This is a genomic window from Streptomyces sp. 147326 (assembly GCF_045000215.1).
In the GTDB taxonomy this organism is placed as follows: Bacteria; Actinomycetota; Actinomycetes; order Streptomycetales; family Streptomycetaceae; genus Streptomyces.
In genome coordinates this window covers 4,001,364-4,016,592 of sequence record NZ_CP134201.1, presented here as the reverse complement: position 1 = coordinate 4,016,592, position 15,229 = coordinate 4,001,364, and the positions used below count along the sequence as shown (strand labels likewise).

Annotated in this window: 16 protein-coding genes; 8 read left to right on the top strand and 8 right to left on the bottom strand. The window is 72.6% G+C overall.

Annotated elements, in window-relative coordinates; translation table 11 throughout:
- On the bottom strand, positions 1-1,203 hold the full coding sequence (locus RIU97_RS17925; protein ID WP_404957946.1) for a sensor histidine kinase: 1,203 nt from the start codon (positions 1,201-1,203) through the stop codon (positions 1-3).
- A gap of 155 nt (positions 1,204-1,358) precedes the next feature.
- Between RIU97_RS17925 and RIU97_RS17920 the strand changes: the two genes are divergently transcribed.
- Positions 1,359-2,375 (top strand): SAM-dependent methyltransferase, encoded by a 1,017-nt coding sequence (locus RIU97_RS17920; RefSeq protein WP_404962872.1) that lies wholly within the window; start codon positions 1,359-1,361, stop codon positions 2,373-2,375.
- A 176-nt stretch (positions 2,376-2,551) separates the two neighbouring features.
- Here RIU97_RS17920 and RIU97_RS17915 read toward each other — a convergent pair whose 3' ends face one another.
- Positions 2,552-4,102, bottom strand: a complete 1,551-nt coding sequence (locus RIU97_RS17915) for a M28 family metallopeptidase (RefSeq protein ID WP_404957944.1) — start codon at positions 4,100-4,102, stop codon at positions 2,552-2,554.
- Between the two features lie 251 nt (positions 4,103-4,353).
- A complete protein-coding gene (locus tag RIU97_RS17910; protein WP_404957942.1) occupies positions 4,354-5,478 on the bottom strand; it encodes a DUF5937 family protein in 1,125 nt (374 codons plus the stop codon).
- A gap of 197 nt (positions 5,479-5,675) precedes the next feature.
- On the opposite strand from RIU97_RS17910, the gene RIU97_RS17905 reads away from it, so the two are divergent.
- Positions 5,676-5,885: a hypothetical protein gene (locus RIU97_RS17905; protein ID WP_404957940.1), complete on the top strand. Its 210-nt coding sequence runs from the start codon at positions 5,676-5,678 to the stop codon at positions 5,883-5,885.
- A 336-nt stretch (positions 5,886-6,221) separates the two neighbouring features.
- On the opposite strand, the gene RIU97_RS17900 is transcribed toward RIU97_RS17905, so the two are convergent.
- From RIU97_RS17900 to RIU97_RS17880, 5 genes are read right to left on the bottom strand one after another with little or no spacing between them, the layout of a single operon-like run.
- Positions 6,222-7,031 (bottom strand): type III pantothenate kinase, encoded by an 810-nt coding sequence (locus RIU97_RS17900; protein WP_404957938.1) that lies wholly within the window; start codon positions 7,029-7,031, stop codon positions 6,222-6,224.
- A 3-nt stretch (positions 7,032-7,034) separates the two neighbouring features.
- Positions 7,035-8,003, bottom strand: coding sequence for a carboxylating nicotinate-nucleotide diphosphorylase (gene nadC, locus RIU97_RS17895; RefSeq protein WP_404957936.1), 969 nt, complete (start codon positions 8,001-8,003; stop codon positions 7,035-7,037).
- A 2-nt stretch (positions 8,004-8,005) separates the two neighbouring features.
- A complete protein-coding gene (locus RIU97_RS17890) occupies positions 8,006-9,766 on the bottom strand; it encodes an L-aspartate oxidase (RefSeq protein ID WP_404957934.1) in 1,761 nt (586 codons plus the stop codon).
- The gene (gene panC, locus RIU97_RS17885) at positions 9,763-10,755 is read right to left on the bottom strand and encodes a pantoate--beta-alanine ligase (protein WP_404957932.1); all 993 of its coding nucleotides are present in this window, start codon (positions 10,753-10,755) and stop codon (positions 9,763-9,765) included. Before panC ends, RIU97_RS17890 begins: the two co-directional genes overlap by 4 nt.
- Complete coding sequence (locus tag RIU97_RS17880; protein ID WP_404957930.1) at positions 10,752-11,663, bottom strand: Rossmann-like and DUF2520 domain-containing protein; 912 nt, start codon at positions 11,661-11,663, stop codon at positions 10,752-10,754. Before RIU97_RS17880 ends, panC begins: the two co-directional genes overlap by 4 nt.
- 111 nt (positions 11,664-11,774) lie before the next feature.
- Between RIU97_RS17880 and RIU97_RS17875 the strand changes: the two genes are divergently transcribed.
- The 6 genes from RIU97_RS17875 (at position 11,775) to RIU97_RS17850 (ending at position 15,158) form a co-directional block, all read left to right on the top strand.
- A complete protein-coding gene (locus RIU97_RS17875) occupies positions 11,775-12,905 on the top strand; it encodes a threonine aldolase family protein (RefSeq protein ID WP_404957928.1) in 1,131 nt (376 codons plus the stop codon).
- 135 nt (positions 12,906-13,040) lie between these two features.
- Positions 13,041-13,232 carry a DUF397 domain-containing protein gene (locus tag RIU97_RS17870; RefSeq protein WP_404957926.1) on the top strand — a complete coding sequence of 64 codons (192 nt, stop codon included), beginning with the start codon at positions 13,041-13,043 and terminating at the stop codon, positions 13,230-13,232.
- Between the two features lie 48 nt (positions 13,233-13,280).
- Positions 13,281-13,865, top strand: coding sequence for a hypothetical protein (locus RIU97_RS17865; protein WP_404957924.1), 585 nt, complete (start codon positions 13,281-13,283; stop codon positions 13,863-13,865).
- Between the two features lie 13 nt (positions 13,866-13,878).
- A complete protein-coding gene (locus RIU97_RS17860; protein WP_319727111.1) occupies positions 13,879-14,043 on the top strand; it encodes a hypothetical protein in 165 nt (54 codons plus the stop codon).
- Positions 14,044-14,151: 108 nt separating this feature from the next.
- Entirely contained in the window at positions 14,152-14,616 is a 465-nt protein-coding gene (locus RIU97_RS17855; RefSeq protein ID WP_404957922.1) for a BlaI/MecI/CopY family transcriptional regulator, read from the top strand.
- 11 nt (positions 14,617-14,627) lie between these two features.
- Positions 14,628-15,158, top strand: coding sequence for an amino-acid N-acetyltransferase (locus RIU97_RS17850; protein WP_383566603.1), 531 nt, complete (start codon positions 14,628-14,630; stop codon positions 15,156-15,158).
- Positions 15,159-15,229: the final 71 nt, after the last annotated feature.

Here is a 15,229-nt window from a genome sequence, read left to right as displayed (position 1 = left end):
TCATCTCTTCTTCAGGGGAAGCAGTGCGCTGATCCGGAAGCCGCCGCCGGGACGCGGGCCCGCGTCCAGGGTTCCGCCGACCATACCGATCCGCTCGCGCATGCCGATCAGCCCGTGCCCGGCGCCGTCCGCGCCGCCGTCCTCGTACAGCTCGTGGGCCGCGCCCCGGCCGTCGTCCTCGACCAGCAGGCCGAGCCCGTCGTCGAAGTAGACCAGCCGGACGCTGGCCTTCGCCTCGGGGCCGCCGTGTTTGCGGGTGTTGGTCAGTGCCTCCTGCACGATCCGATACGCCGTCAGCTCGACCCCGCTGGGCAGCCGCCGCGGCGCGCCCTCGACCTCGAAGTCCACCGCGAGCCCGGCCGCCCGTACCTGCTCGACCAGGACCTCGATCTGTTCGACATCGGGCTGCGGCACGTAGTCCTCGGACTCCTGCGGCTCGCCGGTGCGCAGGACGCCCAGCAGCCGGCGCATCTCGGCGAGGGCCTGGCGGCCGGTGCCGGAGATGGTCTGGAGGGCCTCCTTGGCCTGCTCGGGGGCCACGTCCATGACGTACGCCGCCCCGTCCGCCTGGACCACCATCACGGAGACGTTGTGCGCGACGACGTCGTGCAGCTCGCGGGCGATCCTGGCGCGCTCGCCGGCCACGGCCACCTTGGCCTGGGCCTCGCGCTCCTTCTCCAGCCGCTGGTTCCGCTCGATCAGCTGGGCGTAGTAGGCCCGGCGGGTGCGCAGGGAGTCGCCCAGCACCCAGGCCAGCACGAAGGGGATGATCATGAAGACGGCGAAGAGGACGTTGTCGACGGTGTTGCTGCCCTTGTCCACGCCGAAGCGCACGAAGTACAGCGGCGCGGCGGCCAGCCCCCAGCCCAGCGCGGCGCGGGAGACCCAGCGCGGGACCTCGCTCGCGGCGACCGTGAAGAGGATCACGAACATCGCGAGGTCGTAGACCCCGGCGACGATCCCCATGAGCAGTTGGAAGACGCCCGCCCCGAGGGTGAGCCAGAACATGGCCTGCGTCCACTTGCGGCGCAGGGCCACGGCCGTGCTCAGCGCGATCACCACGGGGACGGCGGCGACCTTCAGGGGCTTGCCGATGTCGGGCTCACCCACGACGTTCAGCATCGAGACCCCGAAGAAGAGGACAGCCCAGAAGCTGTCGACGCCCGTCGGGTGTCTGCGGAGGAAGTCGTAGAGGCGCTGCACGTAACCCAGAGTAGGGAACGGTGATAGGTGCTGGAGTCAACCAGAGGTTCGAACCTGGCAACAGGGGCGTACTCCCCAAGGTGGAGGGTGAACCTAATCTTTGTGGGGTGAGCACCCAGGTGGGACATGCGACTCCGGTCCGGTGGCGCGACGCGATGGACGCCGCCCTGTACGGGCCCGGCGGCTTCTACGTGCGCCCGGGCGGGCCCGGGCCCGCCGGACACTTCCGCACCTCGGTGCACGCCTCCACGCTGTACGCGGGAGCCGTGGCCCGGCTGCTGCGGTGGGTGGACGCGGAGCTCGGGCACCCGCAGGCGCTGGACCTGGTCGACGTCGGGGCCGGGCGCGGGGAGCTGCTGGCCGGGGTGCTGGCCGCGCTGGACCCGGAGACGGCCGCGCGGGTGATCCCGTACGCCGTGGAGCGCGCGGAGCGGCCCCCGGGGCTCGATCCGCGGATCCGCTGGGTCGCGGCCCCACCCGAACGGGCGACGGGGCTGCTCTTCGCCAACGAGTGGCTGGACAACGTGCCGCTGGAGATCGCGGAGGACGGGCGCTACGTCCTGGTGGCCCCGGACGGTACGGAGAGCCCCGGCGGCCCGCTGGACGGCGCGGACCGGGCCTGGCTGGAGCGGTGGTGGCCCGGCGGCGGGGAGGACGGCGGTGCGGAGGCCGGCCGGGCGGAGGACGGCGGTGCGGAGACCGGCCGGGCGGAGGCCAGCGGTGCGGAGATCGGCCGCGCGGAGATCGGCCGGGCGCGCGACGAGGCCTGGGCGGCGGCCGTGGCGAGCCTGGAGCGGGGGCTGGCGGTGGCGGTGGACTACGCCCACACCCGCGCCGCGAGGCCGCCGTACGGCACCCTGACGGGCTTCCGGGCGGGCCGGGAGGTCCCGCCCGTCCCGGACGGCAGCTGCGACGTCACCGCGCACGTGGCGCTGGACTCCTGTGCGGGGCCGGACGCGGTCCTGCTGACCCAGCGCCAGGCGCTCACCGCACTCGGCGTCTCGGGCGCCCGGCCCGCGCTGGCGCTGGCCTCTGCGGATCCGGCGGCGTACGTGCGGGCGCTGGCGTCCGCCGGAGAAGCCGCCGAGCTCACCGCACGCGGCGGGCTCGGCGACTTCCTGTGGCTCTGCCAGCCGGTCGGGATCAGGGCTTGGGGTGGGGCGGGCGGCTGACGCGGACCTGCGGCGCCGTTGCTGGGGCTCCGCCCCAGACCCTCCCCCGAACTCCGTCCGGGGGCCTCCACGCCTCGAACGCCGGCGGGGCTGGATTTGGCCGGGCGGGGCTGGATTGCGGCGCAAGCCGTCAGGCGCGGCTGGTGATCAGCCGCGCCTGACGATTCGGGGAGCTTCTACTGCGTGACCTCGTCGTGGCCCTCGTGCAGGCCGCCGCCGCTGCCGCCGCCGGGGGTCGGCTGCGAGGTGACCGGCTTCGACAGCGGGGCCAGGTCGTGCGCGTAGTGGCCGACCGCGTCCGCGATGACGTCGACGTTGATGTCGAGCGCCTTCTGGTCGATGTTGGTGATGTCGTCACCCTTGCCGTGGTAGTTCACGTCGTAGGCGACGCCCGCCTGGCCGCCGAACTTCGCGGCCTGCTCCGGGGTCTTGATGCCCTCGGCGCCGGTGAAGGTGCCGCCGGACGGGATGCCGACCTCGATGAACGGGCCGTAGTCCGAGCGGCCGGAGAAGTCCGTGCCCTCGTGCGGGATCTTCTTCGAGTCGAGGAAGTCGGTGATCCCCTTCTCCAGCTGGGCGGAACCGGCCGGGCCGGGGCCCGCGCCGGTGGCGTCCGAGTCGTCGCCGTCGTAGACGAAGTACGCGGAGTTCGGCGAGGCGATCATGTCGAAGTTGAGGTAGAGCTTGATCTGCTTCTTCTGCTCGTCCGTCAGCCCGGCGACGTACGCCTCCGAGCCGAGCAGGCCGAACTCCTCCGCCGACCACCAGGCGAACTTGACCTTGTTCTTGACCTTCTTCTGCTCGCTCGCGAGCCGCTGGGCGACCTGGAGGATACCCGCCGAGCCGGAGCCGTTGTCGTTGATGCCCGGGCCGGCCGCGACCGAGTCGAGGTGCGCGCCGAGGAAGACGGTGTTGTTCTCGTCGCCGCCCTTGGTCTCGGCGATGACGTTGAACGTCTTGCGGTTCTCGCGCAGCTCGCGGATGTCGAGGGTGACCTCGACCGGACCGGCGGCGGCCTCGGCGGCGAGCTTCTCGCCGTCCTCCTGGGTGATGCCGCCCGTCGGGACCTTGCCCGCGGTCGGGTCGCCGATGGTGCCGTTCAGGGCGCCCGCGGTGTTGTTGTAGATGATCGCGCCGACCGCGCCGGCGGCCGCCGCGTTCTGCTGCTTCACCGCGAAGGTGCAGCCGCCGCGCTTGACCAGGGCGATCTTGCCGGTGAAGGTGCCGGAGGCGAAGTCGCCGGGCTCGCAGCCGTTCGTCCCGTCCGCGTCGACCGGGGCGACGGCGACCGGGGCCGTCACACCGCCCTCCGGGGAGCTCGCCGTGTAGGTCATCAGGTGGATCGGTACGTCGCGCTCGTTCGCGCCGCCCACCGTCAGCTTCTGCTCGATGGTCTCGACGTAGACGAAGTCGAACTCGTTGCGGGTGACCTTGTATCCGGCCGCCTTCATCACGGCCTCGATGTACTTGGCCGACTGCTCGTGGCCCTTGGAACCGGCCGCGCGGTTGCCGTTGTTGTAGTCGGCCAGGGACTGCAGGACCTTGAGGTGGTTGTAGGCGCCCTTGCCGGTCGCTTCCTTGACCAGCTTCTTGGCGAGCGCGTCACCGCGGGCGGTGTCGCTCTGCGGGCTCCCGGTGGCTCCGGCCGGTCCGGCGAGCAGCAGCGGTGAGACGAGGGCCGCTGCGGCCAGGGCGGCGGTTGCTGCGGCTATACGGCGTGAGGGCATGAAGGTCCTTCCACGACAAAGGCGGGCGGGGCGGGCGGATCTGGGCACGGCAAGGCACAGCAGGGCATGGCGAGGCAGAGCGTGGTGCAGCTGAAACGCAGAATCGGTGTGCGTCAGGTGGGGAAACAGTGAGCGCACGTTAGACAGCAAGTGGCCACCATGGCCAGAGTTTTCGCTGTTTTCGGTTTATGAATTCCGCATATCGGTGACTCTGCGCCGATGGAATCCGGCCAATCGCCCGCCGGTTCCACCTAGCGCAGGACGCCCTCGATGAAGTCGGATCCGATGCGGGCGACCGCCCCCAGGTCCAACTGGTGCTGTGCGTAGCGGCCCTGTCGTCGCGTGTGCATCAGACCGGCCTTCTTCAGGACGGCCAGATGCCGTGACACCTCCGGCGCGGTGATCCCGTACACGGTCGCCAGCTCGCTCGTCGTGTACGGGGCCCGGGCCAGACTCCGGCACAGCAGCATCCGCATGGGATGGGCCAGTGCCTCCATCCGCCGCTGGAGCAGCTCCACCGATCCCGGCGCGGAGGCCAGTTCGGGGGTGCCGAGCGGATAGTGGACCACCGGCCGCCAGCCCGGTGCGTGCACCACGAGCAGATGCGGCCAGCCGAAGTTGGTCGGCACGAAGACGAGGCCGCTGCCTATTCGGGGGTCGGTCGCGGTCGTCGCCCCGTGGACCATCTTGTCGGCGGTGATGGTGGTGAGGCCCTCGTCGACGCTCAGCGCCGTCGAGACCTCCCTCAGCGCGGCCGGCAGTCCCTTGCGGCGCAGCAGTTCGGTCTTGTGCCGGGCGTCGGCGCTCTGCCCCGGCTCCACGCGCTTCCAGGTCTCCGCGAAGAAGGCCTCGTCGCAGTCCTCCAGGAGCCGGCGCATCCACACCCGTACGCCGGCGGTGTCGTCCAGCAGGCGTACGGAGAACTCCAGCTGGTGGGGGCCGCGGGCGGCGGCCACCTCCAGCGCCTTGGCCCGGGCCGCCGGGTTCGTGAGCGGGGACGGGCCGCCGCCCTCGTTGTAGAGCGCCAGCCAGCAGTGCTCCAGGGCGGCCATCACGAACTGCTCGTCGTCCAGCCGGTCGAGTACGTCGAGCTCCTCGGCCAGGGTCCCGGCGGGCACCCCGGTCCCGCCCGCGATCCCGGCGAAGGCCATGAAGATGTCGGAGAAGGAGCTCCGCCACATGAACTCGCCCTCCAGCAGCCGGTCGGCGAGGCACGGATCGAGCGCGGCGGCGGTCGCGGTGGTCCAGGAGGCGAGCCCGGGGTGATGGGCGGGCTGGGAGAGCGCGTGCAGCGCCATGCAGAGCTCCGCGAGCGGGGAGGGCGCGAAGGTGATCCGCTCTGCGGGAAGTCCGGCGATGTCGATGGTGACGCTCATCAGGCCATTCTGTCGTCCCGCCCACCGCGGGGGCGGCGGGGTGGGCCGGCCGGAGCGGCCGTACGAGTGGCCGCGGGCGGTCCGGCGCGGCGACCGGACGAGTGATCGTTTGCCGGTGGGCGGCCGCGGGGAGCCGTCGATTGACGGGGAACGTCAACTGTCGTGCGCGGTGCCGCCGACGGGGTGAGGGTAGAGCTATGAGCGCGATCGAGCAGTACCTCATAGACACCTGGCGGGCCTCCCAGCACGGGGACCCGACGCCCCCGCCTCCCGGCCGCGACGACGTCGCCGTGCTGCGCGAGATCCGGTCGTACGAGCAGGTCAAGGCCGTTGTGGAGGGCCGCCCGGCCCGTCACCCCTGGCGCGCCGCCCTGCGCCGGATGCTGAGCCGCCCCCGGGCGTGCTAAGCCGCCACCGGCTACTGGACCGGGCTGGTGGCTGGTGGCTGGTGAGCGGGCCGGCTGCGCCGGGGCCGGGCGCCGGTTGGCTGCGCCGCTCGGGCGGGGCCGGGGCGGCAGGCTTCGCCGGTGCGGGTGGGGCCGGGCGCGCGCCGGAGCGTCTCCTCGGGCGCCGAACGTGGCGGGGGGTCGGAGGGCCGGGGCACCTTGCCTTCGACGCCCTGCGGGGAGCGCCCCGACACACACCCGGCCCCGGCGGAACCGGCAAGTCCAGCTCCGGCAGCGGCGCCGCACCGGGAGGCGGGGGCGGAGCCAAACCGCGTGCCGGCCGGCCAGGCCACCGGCTCAGGCGAAGTTCGGCGCGTTGCGCTCGTAGACCAGTCGCAGTCCGATTAGCGTCAGCCACGGTTCGTGGTCGTCGATCACCGAGGACTCGCCCAGCACCATCGGCGCCAGCCCGCCCGTCGCGATGACGCGGACGTCGTCCGGATCGCCGTTCGGCCCGGCCAGCTCCTTCGCCATCCGGGTCACGACCCCGTCGATCTGCCCCGCGAAGCCGTAGACCACGCCCGACTGCATCGCCTCGACCGTGGACTTCCCGATCACGTTGCGCGGCCGCGCCAGCTCGATCTTCCGCAGCTGGGCACCCCGTACGCCGAGCGCGTCCATCGAGATCTCGATGCCCGGGGAGATCACCCCGCCCACGTACTCGCCCTTCGCGGACACCGCGTCGAAGGTGGTCGCCGTACCGAGGTCGACCACGATCGCCGGGCCTCCGTAGAGCTCGACCACCGCGACCGCGTTCACGATGCGGTCCGCGCCGACCTCCTTGGGGTTGTCCATGAGGATCGGCACGCCCGTCTTGGTGCCCGGCTCCACGATCACCGCGGGCACGTCGCCGTAGTAGCGGCGGGTCACCTCGCGGAGCTCGTGCAGGACCGACGGCACCGCCGAGCAGATCGCGATGCCGTGGATCCCGTCGCCGAGCTCGCTGCCGAGCATCGGGTGCATGCCCATCAGCCCCTGCATGAGCACGGCCATCTCGTCGGCCGTGCGCTGCGGGTCGGTCGAGATGCGCCAGTGCTCGACGATCTCGTCACCGTCGAACAGGCCCAGGACCGTGTGGGTGTTGCCCACGTCGATGGTGAGGAGCACGGGTTACACCGCCTCGCGCAGATCGAGGCCGATGTCCAGGATCGGCGAGGAGTGGGTCAGCCCGCCGACGGCCAGGTAGTCCACGCCGGTCGCCGCGTACGCCCGGGCGGTGTCCAGGGTGAGGCGGCCCGAGGACTCCAGCACCGCGCGCCCGGCCACCAGGGCCACGGCCTCGGCGGTCTGCTCGACCGTGAAGTTGTCCAGCAGGATCAGGTCGGCGCCGGCCTCCAGGACCTCGCCGATCTGCTCCATGGTGTCGACCTCGACCTCGATCGGGACCTCCGGGAAGGCCTCCCGCACGGCCTTGAAGGCCTGCGCGACGCCGCCGGCGGCCACCACGTGGTTGTCCTTGACCAGCGCGGCGTCCGACAGCGACATCCGGTGGTTGACGCCGCCGCCGCAGCGCACCGCGTACTTCTCCAGCGCGCGCAGGCCCGGCGTGGTCTTGCGGGTGTCGCGGACCTTCGCCCCGGTGCCCTCCAGCACGTCCGCCCAGCGGCGGGTGGCGGTCGCGATGCCGGACAGCCGACACAGGATGTTCAGCGCGCTGCGCTCCGCCGTCAGCAGGTCGCGGGTGCGCGAGCGCACCGACAGCAGCAGCTGGCCGGCCTCGACGCTGTCGCCGTCCTCCGCGTGCCGCTCCACCTCGAAGGCCTCCGTGCACACCACGGAGAACACGGCCTCGGCGATCCGCAGACCGGCCACGACGCCGTTCTCGCGCGCGACGAAGTCGGCGATCGCCTCGGCCTCCTCGGGCACCGTGGCGACGGTGGTGACGTCCACGCCGCCGTCCAGGTCCTCGGAGAGCGCCATGTGCGCGATGTCCTCGACCTCGATGGGGTCCAGGCCCGCGTCGGCCAGCAGCTGGGCGAGCGCCGGGTCCAGGCCGCTCTCCTCGCCGTCACCGCAGGCGCAGTCGTCGCCGCAGCCGCCGTCGTTCTGGTCGATCAGGGGAAGTTCGGGGGTGCTCACGGTCACTGCTCCAGGCTCGGGGTGCTCAGGGGGTGCACGGACGGGAAGTCCGCGGAGTCGGTGGGGACGACGACCAGGGCCCGCTTCTCGGTCGCCGAGAGCCGGACGACGAGGTGGCGCCGCCAGTCGGCATCGTCCCGGTCCGGGTGGTCCTCGCGCCAGTGGCAGCCGCGGGTCTCCTCGCGCCGCTGCGCGGCGGCGACCAGGACGCGTGCCACGCACAGCAGGTTGGTGGCCTCCCAGGTGTCCACACCCGGCTCGGCGGTCTTGCCGTGCGCTTCGAGGTCGTTCAGGGCGGCCGCGTACAGGCCTTCGAGGGCCTCGGCCGCCGCGGCCAGCGAGTCGGCGGAGCGGAGCACGCCCGCGCCCTGCGTCATGATCCGCTGGATCTCGTGCCGGGCCGCGGCGGGCTGCAGCGGGCCGGTCGCCGGGACCGGGACGACCGGGCCGTTGCCGCCGAAGCGCTGCCCGGCGATGTCGTCGGCGATCCGCTCGGCGAAGACCAGGCCCTCCAGCAGCGAGTTCGAGGCGAGCCGGTTCGCGCCGTGCACACCGGTGCAGGCGACCTCACCGCAGGCGTACAGGCCGCGGACGGTGGTCCGGCCGTGCAGGTCGGTCCGCACGCCGCCGGACGCGTAGTGCGCGGCGGGCGCGACGGGAATCGGCTCGGTCACCGGGTCGATGCCGTGCGAGCGGCAGGCGGCGAGGATCGTCGGGAACCGCTGCTCCCACATCTCGGCGCCGAAGTGCCGGGCGTCCAGGTACATGTGCTGCGCGCCCTGCTCCTGCATGCGGCGCATGATGCCCTTGGCGACGATGTCGCGCGGGGCCAGCTCGGCCAGCTCGTGCTGGCCCTGCATGAAGCGGACGCCGTCCGCGTCGACGAGGTACGCGCCCTCCCCGCGGACCGCCTCCGACACCAGCGGCTGCTGCCCCTCGGCGTCCGGGCCGAGGAAGAGCACCGTCGGGTGGAACTGCACGAACTCCAGGTCGGAGACCTCGGCGCCGGCGCGCAGCGCGAGCGCCACGCCGTCGCCGGTGGACACCGACGGATTGGTGGTGGCGGAGAAGACCTGGCCCATGCCGCCGGTCGCCAGGATCACGGCGGGCGCGTGGACGGCGCCGACGCCGTCGTGCTGGCCCTCGCCCATCACGTGCAGGGTGACACCGGCGGTACGGCCCTGCGCGTCCTGCAGCAGGTCCAGTACGAGTGCGTTCTCGACGGTCTCGATGCCCGCGGCCTGGACCGCCCCGACGAGCGCCCGGGAGATCTCGGCACCGGTGGCGTCGCCGCCCGCGTGCGCGATCCGGCGGCGGTGGTGGCCGCCCTCCCGGGTCAGTTCTATCTCGCCGGTCTCCGCGGAGGTGTCGAAGACCGCACCGGCGGCCATCAACCGCCGTACCGCGTCCGGGCCTTCGGTGACGAGCAGCCGCACGGCCTCCTCGTCGCACAGGCCCGCGCCCGCGACCAGGGTGTCGTCGAGGTGCTGCTCCGGGGTGTCGCCGTCGCCGAGGGCCGCGGCGATGCCGCCCTGGGCCCAGCGGGTGGAGCCGTCGTCGAGCCGGGCCTTGGTGACCACGACGGTACGGCGGCCCGCGGCGGCGCAGCGCAGTGCCGCGGTCAGGCCCGCCACGCCGGAACCGACGACCACGACATCGGCGTCGAGGGACCAGCCGGGGGCGGGCGCGTGCAGCCGTATGCCGGTGCCCGCGGCCGTGTCTCCGCCGTCGCTGCCTGCGGGGCCTCTGCCTGGGGTGCTCACGAGTGTGCTCCGAATTCCAATGGGATGTTGTCGATCAGCCGGGTCGCGCCCACCTTCGCGGCGACGGCCAGCACGGCCTTCCCGGTGAAGCCGGGACCGGCCTCGGTGAAGTCCTGAGGGTCCACCAGCGCCAGGTAGTCCAGCACGAGCGGCGGCTCGTGCCGGCCCGCCTCCTCCAGGACGTGCAGCGCGGCGGCCCGTACGGCGTCCGGCAGTCCCCCGCCCGCCGCCGAGACGGCGTGCGCGTCGGCCGAGGCGCGGATCTCACCGAGCCGGGCCAGGGCGGTGGCCCGCTCGTCACTGGCCGGGGAGGCTTCGGCGCGGGCGCGCAGCGCCGCCTGTGCCGCGAGCCGGTCCTGCCCGGCGAACAGGGCGCGGGACAGGGCCAGGGCGGTGTGCCGCTCGACGGGGGAGAGGTAGCGGTTGCGGGACGACAGCGCGAGCCCGTCCTCCTCGCGGACGGTCGGGACGCCGACCACTTCCACGGGGAAGTTCAGGTCGGTCACCATCCGCCGGATCAGCGCCAGTTGCTGGGCGTCCTTCTGGCCGAAGAGGGCCAGGTCGGGGCGGGTGAGGTGGAGGAGCTTGGCGACGACGGTCAGCATCCCGTCGAAGTGGCCGGGGCGGGTGGCCCCTTCGAGGCGCTCGCCCATCGGCCCGGCGCTGATCCGCACCTGCGGGTCGCCGCCCGGGTAGACCTCGTCGACGGCCGGGGCGAACACCGCGTCGGCGCCCGCCCCTCCGGCGATCCGCAGATCGGCGTCGAGGGTGCGCGGATAGCGGTCGAGGTCCTCGTTCGCCCCGAACTGCAGCGGATTGACGAAGACGGTGACGACGACCTGGCCGCCCGGCCCGGCCTGTTCGCGCGCGGTACGGATCAAGGTGGCGTGGCCCTCGTGCAGGGCGCCCATCGTCATCACCACGGCCCGGCGGCCGGCGCGCGGAAGGCCGTGCAGTTCCTCGGCGGTGTGGAGCAGCAGCCGGTTCACTCGTGGCCCCCGTCGGCGTCCGTGTCGGCGAGCACGCCGAGCAGGTCCTCGGCGAGTTCCGGCTTGAGCAGACCGTGCGCGAGGGCCCGGTCGGCGGTGGTGCGGGCCATCGCCAGGTATCCGGCGACCGTGCCCGGCGCGTGCCTGCGCAGTTCCGCGACGTGCGCGGCGACCGTACCGGCGTCCCCGCGGGCCACCGGCCCGGTCAGGGCGGCGTCCCCGGAGCGCAGGGCGTTGTCGAGGGCCGCGCCGAGCAGCGGGCCGAGCATCCGGTCGGGGTGCTCGACCCCGGCCTTGGCCAGCAGCTCCATCGACTGGGCGACCAGGGTGACCAGGTGGTTCGCGCCGAGGGCGAGGGCCGCGTGGTAGAGCGGACGGTTCTCCTCCGCGATCCACTCGGGCTCCCCGCCCATCTCGATGACCAGGGCCTCGGCGGCGAGCCGCAGCTCCTCGGGGGCGGTGACGCCGAAGGAGCAGCCGGCCAGCCGCTGCACGTCGACCTCGGTGCCGGTGAAGGTCATCGCGGGGTGGAGGGCCAGCGGCAGCGCGCCCGCACGGCGCGCCGGGTCGAGCACGGCCGTCCCGTACCGGCCCGAGGTGTGCACGAGGAGCTGGCCGGGGCGGATCGCACCGGTCTCGGCCAGGCCCTCCACGAGGGAGGGCAGCGCGTCGTCGGGGACGGTGAGGAGCACCAGATCGGCCCGCTCCAGCACCTGCGCGGGCGGCACGAGCGGCACGTCGGGCAGCATCCGCGCGGCCCGGCGAACGGACGCGTCGGACACACCGGAGACGGCGACGGGCCGGTGCCCGGCCTGCTGGAGCGCACGGGCCAGCGCCGGACCGACCCGGCCGGCTCCGACGACGCCGACGGCGAGCCGGGCAGGGCGTGGCTGCTGTGATGGATTCACGCGGGGAGGGCCTTCCGTTCCAGTCCGCGGGGGGTACCGGACGATACGCCGCCATGCTAGCTCCTGGGGCAATTGGCCGGACGGCGACGACGAGGGCGAGGATCGGGCTCCATGAGCGACGACAGTGACCAGACGGAACGTACGAAGCGGCAGGTGGCGGCCTGGCGCGGGGCCGAGCGCAGGCTGTCGCGCAGCCTGCTCGAACCCACGGTGGGGGAGCTGCTCGCCGGGCTCGCCGAAGCCCCGTACGCCATGGACGGACCGGCCGACGTGTACGGCGACGGGATCGTCGAGGAGCTGGAGCGCCGGGTCGCGGAGCTGCTGGGCACGCAGGACGCGGCGTTCTTCCCCAGCGGGACGATGGCCCAGCAGATCGCGCTGCGCTGCTGGGCGGGCCGGACCGGGAACCCGGTGGTGGCGCTGCACCCGATGAGCCATCCGGAGCGGTGGGAGGGGGACGCGCTGTCCAGCGTCTCCGGGCTGCGGGTGGTGCACCCGACGACGGAGGCCCGCCAGCCGACGCCCGCGGAGATCGCGGAGGTCCGGGAACCCTTCGGCACGCTGATGCTGGAGCTGCCGCTGCGGGACGCCGGTTTCCTCCTCCCCGCCTGGGAGGAGCTGGAGGCACTGGTCGAGGCGGCCCGCGGGCGGGAGGCGGTGGTCCACTTCGACGGCGCCCGCTTGTGGGAGTCCACCGTCCACTTCGGGCGCCCGCTGCCGGAGATCGCGGGGCTCGCGGACTCGGTGTACGTCTCCTTCTACAAGTCGCTCGGCGGCCTGAGCGGGGCCTGCCTGGCCGGGGCGCGGGAGTTCGTGGAGGAGACCCGGGTCTGGCGCCACCGCTACGGCGGCCAGATCTTCCGCCAGTTCCCGCAGGCCCTGTCCGCGCTGGCCGGCCTGGAACGGGAACTGCCCCGGCTGCCGTCGTACGTCGCCCAGGCACGGATGGTGGCGGGGGCGCTGCGCTCGGCGTTCGCGGAGTCGGAGGTCCCGTGGGCCCGGATCCACCCGGAGGAGCCGCACACGCACCAGTTCCAGGTGTGGCTGCCGTACGAGGCGGACCGCCTGACGGAGGCGGGCCTGCGGCTGGCGGAGGAGACGGGCACGGTCCTCTTCCGCCGGTGGTCTCCCGACGGGCCGCCGGGTCTCGCGGTGACGGAACTGGAGATCACCGAACCGGGCCTGTCCTGGACGGAGCCGGACGTGAAGCAAGCCGTCTCGGCCTTCGTGGCCCGGCTCTAGCCCGTCCGCGGGCGCGGGCGCCCGGAGGGAAGTGGCGAAACACCGAATTCAGGGAAACTCATCGGTCCGGGCCGGTGTCGGAGTTACCGTCCCCTCGACGGCAATTACCGGCCACCGTTGCCCGGAGGAGACACCATGACCGCTCAGCCCACGTGGCGGAAGTCCTCGTTCTGCAGTGAGGGCGACGCCTGCGTCTACGTCGCCACCGCCCCCGGAGCCCTCGTCAAGGTCGCCGACCGCGTCGACCCCGCCCACCTCGTGCTCGCCACGACCCAGGCCGCCTGGTCCGATTTCATCCGCGCCGTGAAAGAAACCGCCGCGCCGTAATTGCTCACCCTCAGGGGATTTTGTCCGATTAGCGCGTATCTTCGGCCCATGCCCACGCCCTCCGGATCCCGCGGCGGCATGGCGTTCAGCGCTGCTGAACTGCACGTGCTCAGGCGTCTCCTCGCCCACGCCCTTCAGTCCTCCCCGGCCCCCCTGGCGGCCGCGGAGGTCCAGGACTGCCTGTGCCTCGCGCAGTCGGTGGACGAAGCGGTCCAGGAGGCGGGCCGGCTCAGAGCGTTCCTCCTCGAGGACCTGGCCCGCTACCGGGGCGCCCTGCCCGGCAGCCTCTCCGGCTACCTGGAGCTGCTGCAGGACGCCCTGGCCGCCGGCTACGAACCGGTGCCCGACGACCTCGCCGCCCTGCGCGCGCTGCGCGCCAATCCGGTCGCCGCGGCGCTGCTGGAACGGGCCCAGGGCGTCGCGGAGCGCTCCGTACGCCGGCGGCTGTCGACGACTCCCGCGCCCCGGACCCGGCTGCTGGCGCTGGCCGGCGGGCGGGAGGAGCAGCCGAAGCCGGCTCCGCAGCCCAAGCAGCCGCCACGCCCCGAGCGGCCGGTTCCCACCCCCGGCGAGGTGTTCCCGCCGCGCCGCAAGCCCGCCCCGCCCCCGGCGGCCGGGCGGGCCGTCGGGTAGCTACGCTGTGGGCATGGACTACGTCTCCGCGCTCGTGCCCCCCATCGTGATGGCCGCGTTCTTCATCGCTCTCGTCGTGACGATCGTGAAGAGCCAGGGCGGCGCCAACAAGGCCAAGGAAGACGCCGCGGTGGACGCCGTGATCGCCCGGGCCGAGGCCGCGCGCCAGCAGAACTAGCCCTCCGGGCGACGGGAGTGCGGCCCCACCGGCCGCACTCCCGATTTTGTCGCGCGTTGCCGAGTGAATAGTCGGGCAATTCCGCACAAGCCGCACTATCGTGCTGTTGTGCCTCGCCCCTTGGGAGAACTCGAAGACGCCGTCATGACGCGGGTGTGGCAGTGGAACCGCCCGGTCACCGTTCGTGAAGTGCTGGAAGACCTCCAGCAGGAACGGTCCATCGCGTACACCACGGTCATGACCGTTATGGACAATCTTCATCAGAAGGGCTGGGTCCGCCGGGAAGCCGAAGGCCGCGCCTATCGATATACGGCGGTCTCCACCCGCGCCGCCTACTCGGCCGCACTGATGAACGAAGCCTGGTCGACGAGCGACAACCCCGCGGCCGCCCTCGTCGCCTTCTTCGGCATGATGTCCGCGGAACAGCGGGAAGCACTCCGGGACGCCGTACGGGTCGTCCAGCACGACGACGAGTCCGGCGCCGAAGCCGTGGCCGAAGCCGTGGCCGAACCCTCCGCTCCGCCGGAAGCCGAAGGGGACTCCGGCGAGCGCCCGCGGGAGCCGGGGCGATAGCGTCCGCAGCCATGGGAGAGTTTTCCACTGCACATGCAGAAACAGTGACGATCCGCCGTGCCCGCACCGGTGATGTTCCCGCGCTGCGCCGCCTCCTCGACCAGTACGTGCAGCAGCGGATCCTGCTGGACAAAGCCCCGGTCGTCCTTTATGAGGACATCCAGGAGTTCTGGGTCGCGGAACGCGACTCCGACGGTCAGGTGGTCGGCTGCGGCGCTCTCCACGTGATGTGGGAAGACCTTGCCGAAGTGCGTACTCTCGCCGTGGACCGCGACTTGAAGGGCGGCGGCGTCGGCCACAAGGTGCTGCAGCAGTTGTTGCGGACCGCCCGCACGCTCGGGGTGAGCCGGGTTTTCTGCCTGACCTTCGAAGTCGAGTTCTTCGCGAAGCACGGCTTCGTCGAGATCGGCGAGACCCCGGTCAAGACCGATGTCTACATGGAGCTCCTGCGTTCCTATGACGAGGGCGTCGCCGAGTTCCTCGGTCTCGAACGAGTGAAGCCGAACACCTTGGGCAACAGTCGGATGCTTCTGCACCTCTGATCGATGGCCTCAGCTTTTCCGTCGATCCGCGCACCTGTGGCCTATGTCCGAATCGCGTACGTTTCCCGCCC

What these genes read in the sequence shown, in the direction of transcription:
- RIU97_RS17905 (WP_404957940.1), top strand. Translation starts at nt 5,676, where the DNA reads ATGAGCGCGATCGAGCAGTACCTCATAGACACCTGGCGGGCCTCCCAG.
- RIU97_RS17915 (WP_404957944.1), bottom strand. Translation starts at nt 4,102, where the DNA reads ATGCCCTCACGCCGTATAGCCGCAGCAACCGCCGCCCTGGCCGCAGCG.
- RIU97_RS17910 (WP_404957942.1), bottom strand. Translation starts at nt 5,478, where the DNA reads ATGAGCGTCACCATCGACATCGCCGGACTTCCCGCAGAGCGGATCACC.
- RIU97_RS17865 (WP_404957924.1), top strand. Translation starts at nt 13,281, where the DNA reads ATGCCCACGCCCTCCGGATCCCGCGGCGGCATGGCGTTCAGCGCTGCT.
- RIU97_RS17860 (WP_319727111.1), top strand. Translation starts at nt 13,879, where the DNA reads ATGGACTACGTCTCCGCGCTCGTGCCCCCCATCGTGATGGCCGCGTTC.
- RIU97_RS17870 (WP_404957926.1), top strand. Translation starts at nt 13,041, where the DNA reads ATGACCGCTCAGCCCACGTGGCGGAAGTCCTCGTTCTGCAGTGAGGGC.
- RIU97_RS17850 (WP_383566603.1), top strand. Translation starts at nt 14,628, where the DNA reads ATGGGAGAGTTTTCCACTGCACATGCAGAAACAGTGACGATCCGCCGT.
- RIU97_RS17920 (WP_404962872.1), top strand. Translation starts at nt 1,359, where the DNA reads ATGGACGCCGCCCTGTACGGGCCCGGCGGCTTCTACGTGCGCCCGGGC.
- RIU97_RS17875 (WP_404957928.1), top strand. Translation starts at nt 11,775, where the DNA reads ATGAGCGACGACAGTGACCAGACGGAACGTACGAAGCGGCAGGTGGCG.